Source organism: Streptomyces sp. NBC_00454, assembly GCF_041434015.1.
Lineage (GTDB): Bacteria > Actinomycetota > Actinomycetes > Streptomycetales > Streptomycetaceae > Streptomyces.
The window spans coordinates 141,701-156,937 of the sequence record NZ_CP107907.1 but is presented as its reverse complement, the minus strand read 5'-3'; the positions used below and the strand labels follow the sequence as shown (position 1 = coordinate 156,937).

The 15,237-nt window shown below is 69.2% G+C and carries 12 protein-coding genes and 2 pseudogenes; 8 read left to right on the top strand and 6 right to left on the bottom strand.

All coding sequences use genetic code 11. The annotated features are described in order from the left end of the window. Positions 1-115: 115 nt before the first annotated feature. Positions 116-709, bottom strand: coding sequence for an MEDS domain-containing protein (locus OHU74_RS00715; protein ID WP_371614032.1), 594 nt, complete (start codon positions 707-709; stop codon positions 116-118). Positions 710-1,227: 518 nt separating this feature from the next. Between OHU74_RS00715 and OHU74_RS00710 the strand changes: the two genes are divergently transcribed. Further along, complete coding sequence (locus tag OHU74_RS00710) at positions 1,228-1,524, top strand: DUF6296 family protein (protein WP_371614031.1); 297 nt, start codon at positions 1,228-1,230, stop codon at positions 1,522-1,524. A gap of 282 nt (positions 1,525-1,806) precedes the next feature. On the opposite strand, the gene OHU74_RS00705 is transcribed toward OHU74_RS00710, so the two are convergent. Further along, positions 1,807-2,838 carry a chitinase gene (locus tag OHU74_RS00705; RefSeq protein ID WP_371614030.1) on the bottom strand — a complete coding sequence of 344 codons (1,032 nt, stop codon included), beginning with the start codon at positions 2,836-2,838 and terminating at the stop codon, positions 1,807-1,809. A gap of 705 nt (positions 2,839-3,543) precedes the next feature. Here OHU74_RS00705 and OHU74_RS00700 point away from each other — a divergent pair. Both OHU74_RS00700 and OHU74_RS00695 read left to right on the top strand, forming a co-directional pair. Beyond that, positions 3,544-5,850, top strand: coding sequence for a bifunctional polysaccharide deacetylase/glycosyltransferase family 2 protein (locus OHU74_RS00700; RefSeq protein WP_371614029.1), 2,307 nt, complete (start codon positions 3,544-3,546; stop codon positions 5,848-5,850). Continuing rightward, a complete protein-coding gene (locus OHU74_RS00695) occupies positions 5,847-7,085 on the top strand; it encodes an acyltransferase (protein ID WP_371614028.1) in 1,239 nt (412 codons plus the stop codon). The genes OHU74_RS00700 and OHU74_RS00695 overlap by 4 nt, the downstream gene beginning before the upstream one ends. A 92-nt stretch (positions 7,086-7,177) precedes the next feature. Here the strand turns inward: OHU74_RS00695 and OHU74_RS00690 are convergent, their stop codons facing one another. The 4 genes and pseudogenes from OHU74_RS00690 to OHU74_RS00675 form a co-directional block, all read right to left on the bottom strand. After that, positions 7,178-8,050 (bottom strand): intradiol ring-cleavage dioxygenase, encoded by an 873-nt coding sequence (locus tag OHU74_RS00690; RefSeq protein WP_371614027.1) that lies wholly within the window; start codon positions 8,048-8,050, stop codon positions 7,178-7,180. Between the two features lie 80 nt (positions 8,051-8,130). Then, a pseudogene (locus OHU74_RS00685) lies at positions 8,131-8,482 on the bottom strand (hypothetical protein); the annotation flags it as partial. 258 nt (positions 8,483-8,740) lie between these two features. Further along, a complete protein-coding gene (locus OHU74_RS00680) occupies positions 8,741-9,709 on the bottom strand; it encodes a helix-turn-helix domain-containing protein (RefSeq protein WP_371614026.1) in 969 nt (322 codons plus the stop codon). Between the two features lie 75 nt (positions 9,710-9,784). Next, positions 9,785-10,708 (bottom strand): helix-turn-helix transcriptional regulator, encoded by a 924-nt coding sequence (locus OHU74_RS00675; protein ID WP_371619523.1) that lies wholly within the window; start codon positions 10,706-10,708, stop codon positions 9,785-9,787. A gap of 248 nt (positions 10,709-10,956) precedes the next feature. Here OHU74_RS00675 and OHU74_RS00670 point away from each other — a divergent pair, with 248 nt between their 5' ends. The 5 genes and pseudogenes from OHU74_RS00670 (at position 10,957) to OHU74_RS00650 (ending at position 15,226) form a co-directional block, all read left to right on the top strand. After that, positions 10,957-11,808: an aldo/keto reductase gene (locus tag OHU74_RS00670; protein ID WP_371614025.1), complete on the top strand. Its 852-nt coding sequence runs from the start codon at positions 10,957-10,959 to the stop codon at positions 11,806-11,808. Between the two features lie 175 nt (positions 11,809-11,983). Then, a pseudogene (locus tag OHU74_RS00665) lies at positions 11,984-13,388 on the top strand (MFS transporter). A gap of 25 nt (positions 13,389-13,413) precedes the next feature. After that, on the top strand, positions 13,414-13,896 hold the full coding sequence (locus OHU74_RS00660) for a DUF2255 family protein (protein WP_371614024.1): 483 nt from the start codon (positions 13,414-13,416) through the stop codon (positions 13,894-13,896). A 92-nt stretch (positions 13,897-13,988) separates the two neighbouring features. Then, positions 13,989-14,795, top strand: a complete 807-nt coding sequence (locus tag OHU74_RS00655; RefSeq protein WP_371614023.1) for an MBL fold metallo-hydrolase — start codon at positions 13,989-13,991, stop codon at positions 14,793-14,795. 5 nt (positions 14,796-14,800) lie between these two features. Next, entirely contained in the window at positions 14,801-15,226 is a 426-nt protein-coding gene (locus tag OHU74_RS00650; RefSeq protein ID WP_371614022.1) for a nuclear transport factor 2 family protein, read from the top strand. The last annotated feature ends 11 nt before the right edge of the window (positions 15,227-15,237 follow it).

Genomic DNA, 15,237 nt, shown 5'->3' with positions numbered 1-15,237 from the left:
GGTGGTCGCCGGGAGTCACGGCACGGCAGGGCTGTGGGCCGCAGGTCGAGATAGGCCTGGACCGTAGTTCCCGGGGGACCGGTGTGGATGCGCACCAGCGTGGCGCACTCGTTGACTAGGAGCAGTCCGCGTCCTCTCGGCCGCTCGACCGGGGGAGGCGGCGGCCGGCGAGGGGATCGCGCAGCAGCCCGGGGTCCCGTACTTCGTACACCAGTTGATCTCTCTCGGCCCAGAGCCGCAGGGTCTCGTTGCCGCTGCCGTGCACCACGCTGTTCGTAGTCAGCTCGGCCACGGTCAGCGATGGCGCCGCACGGGCCTCCTCGGCCATGCCGAGTCGCGACGCGATCCGGGTGGCGAAGAAGCGTGCGCCGTGCAGATGCCCTTCGTCGAACTCGAAGGCCGCGGCGTCGCCGGGGTGGGTCAGCGGATCGTTGCTCTGTGCGAGGGCGCGGCTGGGTGGCGCACGCGTCGGCGAGTACCTCGGGGGCAGGCGTTCCGCGTCGTACGGGCACAGGGCGGTCACGCCACGACCGTGGAAGGCGGCGTTGATCAGGGCTTCGTGCTGGACGCACGCCGGGTACTCCCGCGGGGTGCGCCCCGGCCGGATGGGTTCGCCGATGATGCGGACGTGCCCGGACGGGTGGGCGTCGGCAAAGGACAGGGGGACCCCGGGGATGATCCGGCCCGGATTGCGCCCCGCGAGCGTCATGTCGGAGAAGGCGCACACCGGGCACCGCGGGGTCCGAGTCCAGATGGCCGAATTCCGCTTTGATCAGCCGAAGATTTCCGCTCGGCACCGCGACGGCGACGGGTCGAGATCGACGAAGCGGACCGTGCCGAGATCTCTTCCTCTGGATCCGGCTACGGCGCGAGGACACCGGTGACGGGCGCTCCTGCGGTGTCTGCGCGGCCTCTCGGCTTGGCCCAGACAAGGAGCCGCCGGCGAGAGGCGCTGCGGGGCAGAGGCTGAGAGAATTGCGTTGAGCGATCACTCCTTTACTCAGAGTCCGCGAGGCGGGACCTCTAGCAGCCGCCCTTGCACCCTCTGGCGACTGGGTGATGTCGGGGCCAGGTGGGAGAGATCGTTGACAGAGACAGGAGAGGCGCTTGAGTGGCAAGGCTGAAGGCAATCGCCCTGATCCTGACGGTCCCGCGCAGGCTCCTCCTCTGCAGCACCAGGGTGGCACCGTTGATGATCACGGGAGGGCTCCAGGAGCGGCCTCCAGGGTGGGCACGGGCTCGACGGCGCCGCCGATCGACCAGGAGCGCGTACGCAGAGCCAACACGGGAGACCGGATGCCGCGAAGGTACGAGCTGGTGTTCCCCGGCGGCCTTGAAGGCGGCCAGGACACCGTCGAGGTGACCGTCACCGGCCGGACGGGACCAGGAGGCCACCCCATCTACGAGGACGCCACTGGCATTGTTCAGGCGGAGATCAGCGACCGGTCGGAAGTGCGCGTTCTGGCAACCGGCGCCGGTCAGGATCCGGCCCACGGGGTCACGGCGCGCCCGTTGGCCAGCTGAGACTGACCGGGACCCTTGCCGACCCGTTGAGAGCGGACACGGCCAGTTCTGGATTCCGGCGAGTGCCTTGGTGCCCGGGGAGAGCAGGACTGCGAGGGCGAAGACGGTGCTGGATGGGCCCAAAGAGAGCCAGAAGCCGATGGAGGTAGTCCTCGCCGTGGAAATGGACGCTCCTGCCGTTTCGGTAGGTGCGGGCTTCACCCCGTTATGTAGACGGCGGATTCAATTGGTCGTCGCAACATCACTATTGACCGTCCGGCCGGCCAGGCCCACTGCAGGGCCTCAGCCGGAGAATGCCTCCGAGAAGGCCCCGGCGCTCTGCGGTACCCCACTGCAGTTCGTTGCCGCGTCGTCCGACGAGGTGTCACCGTCTTCGCACTGCTGGTCGCGGAAGGTTGACCACATCGACACCCAGGCGATGCCCTTGTCTTCGGCGAAGGAGCGGACCCGGGCCGCGTCGGCAAGGGTGAACGTCTCGCCGGTGATGTCGTTGTCGCCGATCATCGAGGTGAGGGCGAGGCCGTGCCAGGCGCCGTCGGAGGAGAGGCCGAAGACCTCCTGCAGTTGGTTGTGGGCGGCCTGGGCGGAGGCAATTGCATAGTCGCCCATATCCCCGGTGTACGTGGAGCCGTAGTTCATCGTCATGATGTTGACGGTGGCCACTTTCACGCCGTTGTCGTTGGCGGACCGCAGTAGCGCCAGGCTGTCGTCGTCGAGCCCGGAGGGCATGACGGGCAGGGTGAAGGAGACCGCCAAGTCGGTGCGCTCCTGCTGGAGCAGTGCGATGGCCTCGGAGCGCATCGCGACCGCGTCGGAGTCGGTGAGGTCGTCGCCCTCGATGTCGAAGTCGGCCTGTGTCGACCCGGCGGCGTCGAGCGCTGCTGCGTAGGCACCGGCAAGCGCGGACGCGTCGGCGCAGACCGATGCGAGCTCCGTGCCGGAGGCGCCACCGAACGATACGCGCACGCTGCTGCCGGACGATGTCAGTGCCGAGATACGGGACTTCACTGCGGGGTCGTCGATGGCATGGCTCCCGTCCCATTTCGGTGCGCAGCTGCTGCGGTCCGAGATGGCGAAGGCCAGGTTGTACGCGGACGGGGAGCCGGCGGTGTCGTTGGCGGAGGCCGTGGTGGCGCTGACGTAGGGGGCGTAGGACGTGCCGGGTGCGGCGGCCGTGTAGGGCGACGCATCCGCCGGGGACGGGCTCGACGCAGCGGCTGCGTCAGTTGACGCGGTCCTGTCCGAGGAACATCCGGTACAAGTCAAAGCCACCAGGCAGACGAGCCCGGCGAACGGCCCCAGAAAATTCCGCATTGCACACGCTCCTGCTCTCGTAATTTCCGCCTCAGGTCGAAAACTAGCCGTGTTTTCGGAGTGCAAATGTCTCATGCGCGGCTGGCCCTCATCGCGGCAGCAGGTGTGCAGGTGATGCATGAAGCCTGGCGAAAGTCAGGTTTCCGAAGGTGGATATTCGGACAATCTAGCCCTTTCTGCCGTCTTGACCTGCGCAGACGAGTGTGGATTCACTCAGGGAATTCACAGGTTGAGCCGTTTCTCATAGGTACCTCATAGGAGTCTCTTGGTTTTGTCTCAAGAAGCAGCCTTAATCTGCAGTAATGCATTCTGAGTCTCGCTCTGAAAGACGTTCCGCATCCCACGGTCGACGCAAGTCCCACAACGAACAGGCGGAGGGACCTGTATTCGTCGACAACTCCGGGCGCAGGGCGAGATGGCTGCGCCGGATCGGTCTCGCCGTCGGTGCCGTCTGCGTCGGCTACACCGTCGTCCTCGGCATGGCCTTCATGGGCTGGGGTACATCCCTCGCCCCGTCATCGCTCCTGCCCTTCGGAGGCGGTGGTCGGGCTCCCGGCGCCCAGGATCCGGGACTCGGTTACGGCGGGCCGCAGGGCGGCATGGGCACGCCGCCCGCGAAGCCTGCCGGCGCCCCGCAGGCAACCGCTCCCGCCCCGGCTTCCCCTGCCTCCCCAAGCGCCAACTGACCGGAGCTCGAAGAAACCCATGACGACCACCACATCATCGCGCGGCCGCAGGCGCGCCCCCTCCCGCATGACGCGGGCCGCCGGCAAGGCGGCGAACCTGCAGAAACCGCGGGTGATCCTTGCTCTGCTGCTCCTCGGCGTGCTCACCAGCGTGATGTTGCTCGACGGCTATCTCCGCGCCGAGGTGGGGGGCGACGAGCGTATCCGTACCGGGGCCGGCTCCGACGACGTCTCCGAGGAGGTCCTCGGTGGTGGGCCGATCCTGACCTTCCGGGACGGCCAGGCACGGTCCGCGTCCGTGCCGGACAAGACCATCGTCCTGACCTTCGATGACGGTCCGGACCCTACGTGGACCCCCCAGGTCCTCAAGGTCCTCGAGGAGAACGGCGTCCCGGGCACCTTCTTCCTGGTGGGCTCGATGGTCGCCCGGAATCCGAGCATCGTGAAGGACTTGGTGGATCAGGGCAGCGAGGTGGGCATCCACACCTTCACGCACGTCGATCTCTCGTATCAGAGCAGTGCCCGGGTCACCCGCGAGGTGGAGCAGACCCAGCTCGCGCTGGCGGGCGCGGCGGGTATCACGACGACACTGTTCCGTGCTCCGTATTCCTCTCAGCCGGACGCCATCGACGACTACAGCTGGCCCGTCTACAAGCAGCTCGGCGAGCAGGGCTACACCAGCGTCTTCGTGGACACCGACAGCGACGACTGGAAGACCCCGGGTGTTACGAAGATCATCGAATCGGCCACGCCGGCGTCGGGCAAGGGCGCTTCCGTCCTCTTCCACGACGCGGGCGGTGACCGCAGTCAGACGATCAAAGCGCTTCCCGAGTACATCAAGAAGATGAAGGCGCTGGGCTACACGTTCACCACCGTCAGCGGTGCGACCCAGGAGGCGAGGAGCGGCACCCAGGCGGTGGACGTCGGGGCTGCGGGGACGGAGCAGCAGGCGAACGGCTCGCAGCCCGGCGGCGAGCAGACGGGAAGCCGGCCCTCGGGGGCCGTGCGCCCCGGGGCGGCGAACAGCCTCCAGGCCGCCCACCGCACCGCCACGGGCGCGACCCTGTACGAGGGCAAGGCCCTCGTCGCGGCCGTAGCAGTGGCCGAGTGGACCGTGCCGGGGCTCGCGATCGGGCTGGCGGTCGTCGGCGTCGCCGTCATCGGCCGATTCGGAATGATGCTGATCCTCGCTCGGCGCCACTACAGACTCCGTAACAGGCGCCGGTTCAGCTGGGGGCCGGCGGTCACCGGGCCGGTGAGCGTGATCGTGCCCGCGTACAACGAGAAGGAATGCATCGCCAACACCCTCAAGTCGCTGGCGCAGAGCACCCATCCGATCGAGATCATCGTCGTGGACGACGGATCGACCGACAACACGAGCGAGATCGCCGAGTCGCTCGGCATGGCGAACGTCCGTGTCATCCGCCAGGAGAACGCGGGGAAGCCGGCCGCACTCAACAACGGGGTGCGCCATGCCCGTTACGACATCGTCGTGATGATGGACGGCGACACGGTCTTCGAAGCGGACACCGTGGAGCAGCTGGTGCAGCCCTTCGCCGACCCGAAGATCGGCGCGGTCGCGGGCAACGCCAAGGTCGGCAACCGCGACACGGTCATCGGTGCCTGGCAGCACATCGAGTACGTCATGGGCTTCAACCTCGACCGCCGCATGTACGACCTGCTGCGCTGCATGCCCACGATTCCGGGCGCGATCGGCGCGTTCCGCCGCGAGGCGGTGCTGGAGGTCGGCGGCATGAGCGAAGACACCCTCGCCGAGGACACGGACATCACCATCGCCATGCACCGCGCGGGCTGGAAGGTCGTTTACCAGGAGCACGCCAAGGCCTGGACGGAGGCGCCCGGTTCGCTGAAGCAGCTGTGGAGCCAGCGCTACCGCTGGAGCTACGGCACCATGCAGGCGCTCTGGAAGCACCGCAAGTCCCTTACGGACAAGGGCCCATCGGGGCGCTTCGGCCGGGTCGGCATGCCGCTGGTCGTGATCTTCCAGATCATCACGCCCGTGTTCGCCCCGCTCATCGACGTGTTCACCGCCTACTCGATGATCTTCGTCGACTTCAAGTCCGCTCTGATCGCCTGGCTGGCGGTGCTTGCCGTTCAACTCGTCTGTGCGGCCTACGCCTTCCGGCTCGACCGCGAGCGCTACCGGTACCTCCTGATGATGCCGCTGCAGCAACTCGCGTACCGCCAGATGATGTACCTCGTCCTCATCCACTCCTGCGTCACCGCACTCACCGGCGGCCGCCTGCGCTGGCAGAAACTCAAGCGCACGGGCGAAGTCGGCACCCCTGCGGGGGCCGGCCGATGAGCTGGGAGGCCGAGCGGCAGGGGTACGGGGCCGGGTGGCCGGCTGCGCCGAACGACCCTCAAAGCCCGTACCGACAGCAACTCCGGCAGGACGCCCCGGCGGAGCCCGGAACGGACGTGCACACACTCCGGCTGGCCCGGGTGCCGGCGGCGCCGTCCGCGCCGGACCCCGAACCGCTGGAAGCGCAGAGCCGGCGGCCTGCCGCAGGACGTGACCGATACTTCGACGTGCTGCGCGCCGTTGCTCTCGTACGCGTGGTGACCTATCACGCCTTCGGATGGGCCTGGGCGGGCATGGTCTTCCCGTCCATGGGGGTGATGTTCGCACTCGCAGGCACGCTCATGGCGAAGTCCCTTGAGCGCCCAGCGCTACAGGTGATCAAGGGGCGGATGCGCAGGCTGCTCCTGCCGTTCTGGTTCTGGGGCTTCGTCGTCGTGGCCGCGATGGTGGTCCACGGCTGGGTGCCGGGCCCGGACGCTCTGTACTGGGTGCTGCCCCTCGGTGACCCCCGGGGCGACGAGTGGGGTATCCAGGCCTGGGAGGTCCTGTGGTACCTGCGTGCGTACCTGTGGTTCGTGCTTCTCTCTCCGCTCCTGCTCCGAGTGTTCCGCAAGGCGCCGATCCCGGTGCTGCTGCTTTCCCTGGCTCCGATCCTGGTCTTCCAGTTCCTTTGGGAGCCACCCGACAGCCGCTTCGGCGGCGGCCTCATCGACCTCGCCACCTTTCTCTTCTGCTGGCTCCTCGGCTTCGCGCACCACGACGAGGTCCTGCGGAGGATGAAGCCGGGCCCCGTGGCCACCGGGTCGCTCGCGGCGCTGGCGTTCGGCGCCTGGTATGCGCTCACACACCAGGTGGAGACGGGTAGTTACGACCTCGACGACATCCCCCTCGCCCAGACCTTCTACTGCGCCGGCTTCGTGACGCTGCTGATGTACTTCAAGGCGTACTACAAGGTCGACTTCGCGGGCCTCGCGCGTTTCAGGCGACTCGACCGGATCGTGACGGTCTTCAATCGCCGTGCCGTGACCGTCTACCTATGGCACGAGATCGCGCTGATACTCGCGGTCCCCCTGATCGACCGTCTCTGGGACGTTCCCGCCCTGGAGGCCCACCTGCCGCTGGAGAGCCAGTGGTTCCTGTTCGGCATCGGGTGGCTCCTGCTCGCGGTGGCCGTCCTGCTGTGCGGCTGGGTCGAGGACGTGGCGTCGAAGAAGAGGCCGCGGCTGTTGCCGTAGCGGAAATTGCGTATGGCCAGGGAGCGGATGGTTCCGCTCCCTGGCCATGTCACATGCTCGGCGCACCACGGGTGTAGTGCACGGCGTCGCCGCTACGGGGCGTGCCCTTCGCCGGGAGCTCCGCTCGGCGGTTGGCCTACTCCTCCCGGCGCTCCGCCGCCCCCGCTCTCGGCGTCGGGGTCGATGCCGAGGGTGAGGGTTCCGGTGTACCCCTGAGTGGTGTCGCCGGTGACGGTCATCAGCCCGTCCCGGGCGCCGCCTCCGGGGTAGACCATGTCGTCGGCGAGTTTGGTGGGGGTGCCGGTGTGCTGTGCGTACGGGGACAGCGCGTATACGGCTTCCCCGTACTTGTCGTCGAAGAAGAGTTGGCCGGTGTAGTTGACCTTGCCGCCCTCGTAGGAGCCGTCGGCCGTCTGGCCTCCGGTGTGGACCTTGAGGTGGATATGTGTGACGCGCGGGGTGTACCAGCCGGGGAATATGGTGGTGAACTCGACGACTCCGTCCTCGTCGGCGATCTGGTAGCCGCGCAGATAGGTCTTGTCGTCGGCGCCGCTCTTGTCCTCACTCTCCGCCGGCGCCTTGCCGCCCGGATTGGCGGTGGTCCACCCGGAGTAGTAGCCCCAGGCATCGCAGTGCCAGATCTCCACAGCCGCGCCCGGAACCGGGGCGCACGACTCCGTGGTGTCCTGCACCGTAAGTCGCACGGTGAGCGGAACGCCCTTCTTGCCCTCCGCGATGTTCTTGCGTACCAGGGCGCCATCGAGGTAATACGGCCCCTGGGTCGCATTGGACATGAGCACGCACTGCCCCGTCCCCGTGGACACCGCACCCGACGAGGACGCGGAGGAGGGAGCCGCAGCGCTGCCGCCGGAACTCCCGCAGCCGACCATCGCCGCTCCCGCCGCCCCGACGGCCGCGCCGCCGAGGATCAGTACTCTTCGCCTGTCAATGCTCTTTTCACCCATGTCCGGCACGCTAGGCGGCATCCCCAGGCGCGGACTGTCCTGTGCCTGTGGCACGGCTGTGAGACCCGCCGTCGGCTTCTTCACACCGGCAGCCCCGTGCCACCCGGAGCGCTGATCGGCAGCCGGAACCGGAAGGCGGCGCCGCCGTGGGGTGCTTCGTGCACGGTCAGGGTGTCGCCACGGCGACAGGCCACGTTCCGGGCGATGGCCAGGCCGAGACCCGCGCATGCCGCTGCGCGTTGTTGCGGAGGTTGGCGAGCAGCCGGGCCAGTCGCCACGGTGATCCCTCGATTTCCAGGGCTTTGGCAACCTGAGTCGTACGGTCTCGTCCACGGCGCCTGGCAGGTCGAGCAGTTGCGGGTGTGCGGAGGCGACCTCGAGCTGCATCCGGAGGCCGGCGATCGGACTGCGCAGTTCGTGGGAGGCATCCGCGAACGCCGTCGCCGTGGGGGCGACCGGGCCGAACACCTCGTGCTGGTTCCGCAGAACGACCAGTTCCGTGAGCGTATCGCCGCCGTCGGCGAGCATCGCCGCGAGATCGACGGCGATCCGGCCCAGTGCCGCGTGGCCGAGGCGGTCTGAGCGCGGTGGAGTACGCGGTGGTCAGCCCGGTGGCATCGGCAAGATCCACCAGCAACCGTGCCCCGGCGTGACCAGGAAATCGATACCACACCAAGTGAAATGGCGAGGTTAGGGTGTCGAGGGCAGGGGTGCGGCGACAGGGGGCTTGCCACCGGGGGCGGCTGTCGTGACCGTGAGGCCGTCCGGCCGAGGGCCCAGTGCGTGGCGTCCCCGGTCGAGGAGGGTCAGTTTTTCGTGGTCGGGGCTGCCCGGCTCGGCGAAGAATACGACGAAGCGTTGTTTCATGCTGTGCTCCAGTGGCATCGACTCGTAGCCGAGGTGGAGGTCGCCGACGTCGGGGTGGTGGAAGGTCTTGGGGTCCGGGGCGTGCGGTTTGACGTCGAAGCGGTCCCACAGGTCGGCGAAGTCCCGGCTCCTGGTCAGGAGTTCGTCGACCAGGTCGGCCAGGTCCGGTGCTTCCGGCTCGGTGCCGGCCAGCGCGCGGAGCCTGCCGACGCAGGCGCGGGCCTGCTCGTCCCAGTCGTCGAGTACGGTACGGGCGAGCGGATGGAGGAAGGCGTACCGGGCGAAGTTCCGCTGCTGCGCGGGCCATTCGTCCAGGCCGGCGAAGAGCCGGAGCGCGCCGGGGTTGAAGGCGAGCAGGTCCAGGGTGCGGCTGACGACGTAGGCCGCGTTCGGGCGCACGGACTCGAGCAGCAGCATCAGCTGCGGTCGTACGGCGTGGCCGGGCGCAGGCGCAGGCGCAGGCTCGGCGACGTGGGCAGCGTGGGCGGCGAGCTCGCGCAGATGCCGATGCTCGTACGCGTCGAGGAGCAGGGCACGGGCGAGGGTGTCGATCACGGAGGGGCTGGGGCGGGTCTCCTTGCCGCGTTCCAGGCGTACGTAGTAGTCGATGCTGATCCCGGCCAGAGTGGCCAGCTCCTCCCTGCGCAGGCCGGGGGTGCGGCGCAGGCCGGGGGTGGTGGGCAGTCCGGCTTGTTCGGGGGTGACCTGTGCGCGGCGGGCCCGCAGGTAGGCGCCGAGGTCACTCACGGTGTCCGCCGCCTGGGCCCTGGTGTTCTCCGCCGCACTGTCCATACATGTATTTTGCCCATATTCGGCCGGTGGCGTCCCTGAGAGGCGCCTCGCGGTGCGTACCGGTTCTGCCTCGGGTCAGGACGGGGTGTGCGGCTGGGGTTGCGGCTCATCGTTCGTGGCCGGGCTTCCGCCCGGTCCCGGGCCGGGGGCGGTCATGTCGAGCAGGAGCACGGCGTCGTGGTCGGGGGTTCCGGGCTCGGCGGTGTAGACGCCGAGGCGTTGGCCCGGCGTGCCTTCCAGGTGCATGGACTGGGGGGTGAGCGAGAAGGTCCCGACGTGCGGGTGGTGGAAGGTCTTGCGGGCGGGCTTGCGGCCGGTGACGTCGTACCGCTCCCAGAGCCTGGCGAAGTCGGGGCTCTTGAGGAGCAGCTCGCCGACCAGGGCGGTCAGGTCGGGTGCGTCGGGGGCGGTGCCGGCCAGGGCGCGCAGACGGGCGACGCAGGCGCGGACCTGAACCGTCCAGTCGGGGAACAGCTCACGGGCGGCGGGGTGGAGGAAGAGGTAGCGGGCGAGGTTGCGCTGGGTGGCGGGCCAGTCGTCCAGGCCCGCGTACAGGGCCAGCCCCCCGGGGTTCCAGGCGAGCAGGTCCATGCTGCGGCTGACGATGTAGGCCGGGTTCGGGCGCATCGTCTCCAGGAGCAATTTCAGGTGCGGGCGCACGGTTCGGCTCGGGGCGGGAGGCGGTTCGGGGGCGTAGCGGGCGGCTCGGGCGGCCAGCTCGAGCAGGTGCTGGTGTTCGGCATCGTCCAGCTGCAGGGCGCGGGCGAGGGCGTCGATGACGGACGGGCTGGGCCGGGTCTCCTTGCCGCGTTCGAGGCGTACGTAGTAGTCGATGCTGATGCCGGTGAGGGTGGCCAGCTCTTCGCGTCGCAGGCCGGGGGTACGGCGCAGGCCGGCGCCGACCGCGAGGCCGACCTGCTCGGGCGTGGTCTGCGTACGGCGGGCGCGCAGGAACCGGCCCAGCTCGGCCCCACCGCCGCTGCTCTGCTCGGATGCCACGTCCTTCAGTGTCACAGTCTTGAGTGTCACACCGCGCCGACCTGCGTGGCAGGGGTGTGGGAGGCCCTGTCACTCCCCCCGATCGTCACCCCCCGGCACGGTTCGGCCTGCCACCGGAGACGAAAGGGCGCGAAGGTGAATACCGGCGGGCTTCGCACCGTCCGAGTACGGAGATCCCGCCGTGCCGGAGCACTGACCGGCCTGCGGCCGTGCTCCGCACCCCCCGTCCCGCGCGGAAGGAAACCCTCATGCAGCACGTCACCCTGAACAACGGCATCGCGATGCCGATCCTCGGCTTCGGCGTCTACCAGATCCCGCCGGAGCAGACCGAGCAGACGGTCACCGAGGCTCTCGCGGCCGGCTACCGACTGCTGGACACCGCTGCCGCGTACCAGAACGAGGAGGCCGTCGGCCGCGCGATCAAGAACAGCGGCGTGCCGCGCGAGGAGCTGTTCGTCACCACCAAGCTGTGGGTCCAGGACGCGCCCGGTGAGGAGAACACCAAGCGGGCCTTCGAGACGTCGCTGAAGAAGCTCGGCCTCGATTACCTCGACCTGTACCTGATGCACCAGCCCTACGGCGACGTGTACGGCCAGTGGCGGGCCATGGAGGACCTGAACCGCGAGGGCCGTGCCAAGGCGATCGGTGTCGCGAACTTCTACCCCGACCGGCTGCTCGACCTCGTCCTCAACAACGACATCACGCCCGCGGTCAACCAGATCGAGACCCACCCGTTCTTCCAGCGCACCGCCGACCAGGAGCTCATGCGGGAGCACGGGGTCCAGATCCAGGCCTGGGGCGGCTTCGCCCAAGGCAAGAACGGCCTGTTCACCAACCCGGTCCTGAGTGGGATCGCCCAGAGCCACGGGAAGTCCGTCGGGCAGGTCGTGCTGCGCTGGGCGGTCCAGCTAGGCGTCGCCTCGATCCCGAAGTCGGTGCGCGCCGAGCGCATGGCGGAGAACATCGACGTCTTCGACTTCGAGCTCACGGACGACCAGATGGCGGCCATCGCCACCCTGGACACCGGGGCATCGCTGTTCTTCGACCACCACGACCCGGCGATGGTCCAGTGGCTGAGCGCTCGGCGCCTGGACAGCTGACCGAGCACACCTCCAACACCTCGGGCTGGGCCGTGTGTGGGGCCCCTGACGACTCATGGCAGAGCCCCGGCACCCCCCACCGTCAGGCCGCACGCTGAATGAGCTTGAAGGATCACTTCCGTTCCGGTGTTCCCGGCCGTCATCCGGGGATCCCAGGAAGACCAGGAGAACCGCCATGACCAGCACGCAGGTGCCCGCCCCCGGCAGGGCGACCGCCCCGGCCGGCCCCCGGACCAGCAGTCCCGCCTTCGCACTGGGCGCCGCGCTGCTCGGCTTCTTCGTCATCACCCTGGACGCGCTGATCGTCAGCGTCGCCCTGCCCACCATCGGCGCCGACCTCGGGGGCGGCATCACCGGCCTGCAGTGGGTCGTCGACGGCTACACCCTGGTGCTCGCCGCCCTGCTGCTGTCCGCGGGCTCAATCTCCGACCGGATAGGCGCCCGCCAGGCGTTCGGCATGGGCATGGCGCTGTTCCTGATCGCCTCGGCGGCCTGCGGCCTGCGGCCTCGCGCCGACCCTCCCCGTCCTGGTCGCGGCCCGCCTGGTGCAGGGCGCGGGCGCGGCGATCATGATGCCCGCCACCCTCGCCCTGATCCGCGAGGCGTACCCGGACGCGAACCAGCGCACCCGCGCCCTCGGGTTCTGGGCGCTGGGCGGCTCGGTCGGGTCGGCCGCGGGTCCTCTGCTCGGCGGCGCGCTCACCGCGGTGAACTGGCGGTGGATCTTCTTCATCAACCTGCCGGTGGGCATCGTCGCCCTGCTGCTGCTCACCCGCGCGGCACGCTCCCCGAGGCGGCCGGTGCCGTTCGACTGGACCGGGCAGATCAGCGCGGTCCTGGCCATGGGCGGCCTGACATACGCGCTGATCGAGGGCGGCGAGTACGGCTTCGGCCACGCCCCGGTCGTCGTCGCGTTCGGGGTGGCCGCGGTGGCGTTCGCGGTGTTCCTGCTCGCCCAGACGCGGGGCCGCCACCCGATGCTGCCGCTCTCCTTCTTCCGCTCCCGCGCGGTGTCCGTCACCCTGATCGCCGGTTTCGCCTTCAATGTCGGCTTCTACGGTCTGACGTTCCTGCTCAGCCTCTACTTCCAGCAGCTGCGCGGCCTGTCCGCGCTCGTCACCGGCATCGCGTTCCTGCCGATGACCGTGCTGACCGGCGTCGTGGCCCTTCAGACCGCCCGCCTGGTACGGAGGTTCGGCGCCAGGACCGTCATGATCGCCGGCATGTGGATCATGGCGGCGGGCCTGCTGCTCCTGTTCTTCCTGCCCGGCACCACCCCAGTCTGGCTGGTAGCCGTCCTGATGATGCCGGTCTCCCTCGGCGGCGCCCTCGCGGTGCCCGCGATGACCGGTCTGCTGCTGCAGAGCGTAGAGCCGGAGCAGGCGGGCCTGGCCAGTGGTGTCCTCAACACCTTCCGCCAGTTCGGCGGCGCCCTCGCCGTCGCCGTCTTCGGCGCCCTCATCGCCCAGCCGGACACCTTCCTGCACGGCATGCGCATCAGCCTGATGTCCGGCGTGGTGCTGCTGGTGGCGACCGCCGTGACCAGCGTGCTGCTGCTCCGCCCGGCCGCCCGGAAGTAACTCCCCAGCCGTACGGAGGCACGTCATGACGTCCTGGACCGACACCGAACTGGACCGCATCGCAGCGGCCGACGAGATCGACCTCGCATCGGAGCGCGCCGACGGATCCCTGCGCGACCCGGTCACCATGTGGATGGTCCGCACCGGCGACTTCATCTACGTCCGCTCCGTCAAGGGACGCGAAGGCTCCTGGTTCCGCGGCGCCCAGACCCGCCACCAGGGCCGTGTCCGGTCGGCCGGCATCACCAAGGACGTGACGTTCCAGGACGCCGACCCGTCCGTCCAGGAGGCGGTCGACGCCGCCTACCGCGCCAAGTACGGCGACCGCTACCCCGGCATCGTCGACCACGTCCTGACCGCGCAGTCGCGCGAGTCCACCCTCCAGCTCGCCCCCGCTGACGGAGCCGAACCCCCGGCCGGCGTCCCGGCGACAGCGGCAAACGGGGGAGCAGCAAGGCCCCCCACTCGACTCGCCCACGCCGGGCGGGGAAGTGATAGTGGCTGCTGAGACGCCCTCCGGCCCGCCTTTCCCGGTCTGGATCAGCCGGCCCCGGAGTTCTCTTCTCGTCGCCGTCCCCGACGTACGCCAAGGAGTCCTCCATGAGCACGCTCGACTTCACCGTCCTCGACCTCGACTTCCCGGCCGGGGCCAAGAACAAGACCGCCACCCTGGTCACCGGCGAGAGCGAGGCACTGCTCGTCGACGCCGCCTTCACCCGCGCCGACGGCCACCGCCTGGCCGCCGCTGTCCTGGACTCCGGCAAAACGCTGACCACCGTGTTCGTCAGCCACGCCGACCCCGACTTCTACTTCGGCGCCGAAGTGCTCGCCGACGCGTTCCCCGACGCGGCCTTCGTCGCCACCCCGATCGTCATCGAGCACATCAAGGAGTCCTACGAGGGCAAGCTCAAGGCGTGGGAGGCCCTCGGCCCGAACCTGCCCACCCGCCTGGTCGAACTCACCCCGCTCACCGACGGCCTCACCCTCGAAGGCCACCGCTTCGAACTCAAGGGCGGCCCGGCAGCCCTACCCGACCGCCACTACCTGTGGCAGCCCGAGCACCGCGCGCTCCTCGGCGGCGTGCTGCTCTTCCAGCAGGAGCACGTCTGGGTCGCCGACACCGCCACCCCCGCGTCCCGTACCGCCTGGATCAAGCTCCTGGACGAGATGGCCGCCCTGGATCCGCAGCTGGTCGTCCCCGGCCACCGCCTCCCGGACACTGCCACCGACGCGTCGGCCATCGCCCACACCCGTGAGTACCTCGTGGCCTTCGAGGAAGAGCTGGCCAAGGCCGCCGACGGCGCCGAACTGACCGACGCGCTCGTCAAGCGGTACCCCGACCACGGCATGCTGATCGCCGCGCAGCTCGGCGCGAAGGTCGCCAAGGGCGAAATGCAGTGGGGCTGACCACCATGAACGAAACCACCGGCTTCAGCACCTCCACCAACCCCGCAGACGTCGTACGCCGCCAGTACCTGGCCTCCGCCGCCGGAGACCTGGATGCCCTGCGCGCCACCCTCGCCCCCGACGTGGAATGGACCGAGATGGCCGGCTTCCCGCTGGCCGGCACCTACCGCACCCCCGAGGGCGTCACCACCGCGGTGATGGAGAAGCTCGGCCAGGCATGGGAAGGCTGGACCGCCCACGACGACACCTACGTCGTCGACGGCGAGAACGTCGTCGTCCTGGCCCGCTACACCGCCGCCTACAAGGCCACCGGCAAGACCATCGACGTCCGCGTCGCCCATCACTTCATCGTGCGCGGCGGCCGGATCGTCCGCTTCGAGCAGTTCGTCGACACCGGCCTCGTGCGGGATGCGATGACACCGGACACGTGACTGTGCCGACC

Excerpts from the sequence above, each read along its gene's own strand:
- OHU74_RS00715 (WP_371614032.1), bottom strand. The coding sequence starts at position 709 with ATGACGCTCGCGGGGCGCAATCCGGGCCGGATCATCCCCGGGGTCCCC.
- OHU74_RS00705 (WP_371614030.1), bottom strand. The coding sequence starts at position 2,838 with ATGCGGAATTTTCTGGGGCCGTTCGCCGGGCTCGTCTGCCTGGTGGCT.
- OHU74_RS00700 (WP_371614029.1), top strand. The coding sequence starts at position 3,544 with ATGACGACCACCACATCATCGCGCGGCCGCAGGCGCGCCCCCTCCCGC.
- OHU74_RS00695 (WP_371614028.1), top strand. The coding sequence starts at position 5,847 with ATGAGCTGGGAGGCCGAGCGGCAGGGGTACGGGGCCGGGTGGCCGGCT.
- OHU74_RS00690 (WP_371614027.1), bottom strand. The coding sequence starts at position 8,050 with ATGGGTGAAAAGAGCATTGACAGGCGAAGAGTACTGATCCTCGGCGGC.
- OHU74_RS00680 (WP_371614026.1), bottom strand. The coding sequence starts at position 9,709 with ATGGACAGTGCGGCGGAGAACACCAGGGCCCAGGCGGCGGACACCGTG.
- OHU74_RS00670 (WP_371614025.1), top strand. The coding sequence starts at position 10,957 with ATGCAGCACGTCACCCTGAACAACGGCATCGCGATGCCGATCCTCGGC.
- OHU74_RS00660 (WP_371614024.1), top strand. The coding sequence starts at position 13,414 with ATGACGTCCTGGACCGACACCGAACTGGACCGCATCGCAGCGGCCGAC.
- OHU74_RS00655 (WP_371614023.1), top strand. The coding sequence starts at position 13,989 with ATGAGCACGCTCGACTTCACCGTCCTCGACCTCGACTTCCCGGCCGGG.
- OHU74_RS00650 (WP_371614022.1), top strand. The coding sequence starts at position 14,801 with ATGAACGAAACCACCGGCTTCAGCACCTCCACCAACCCCGCAGACGTC.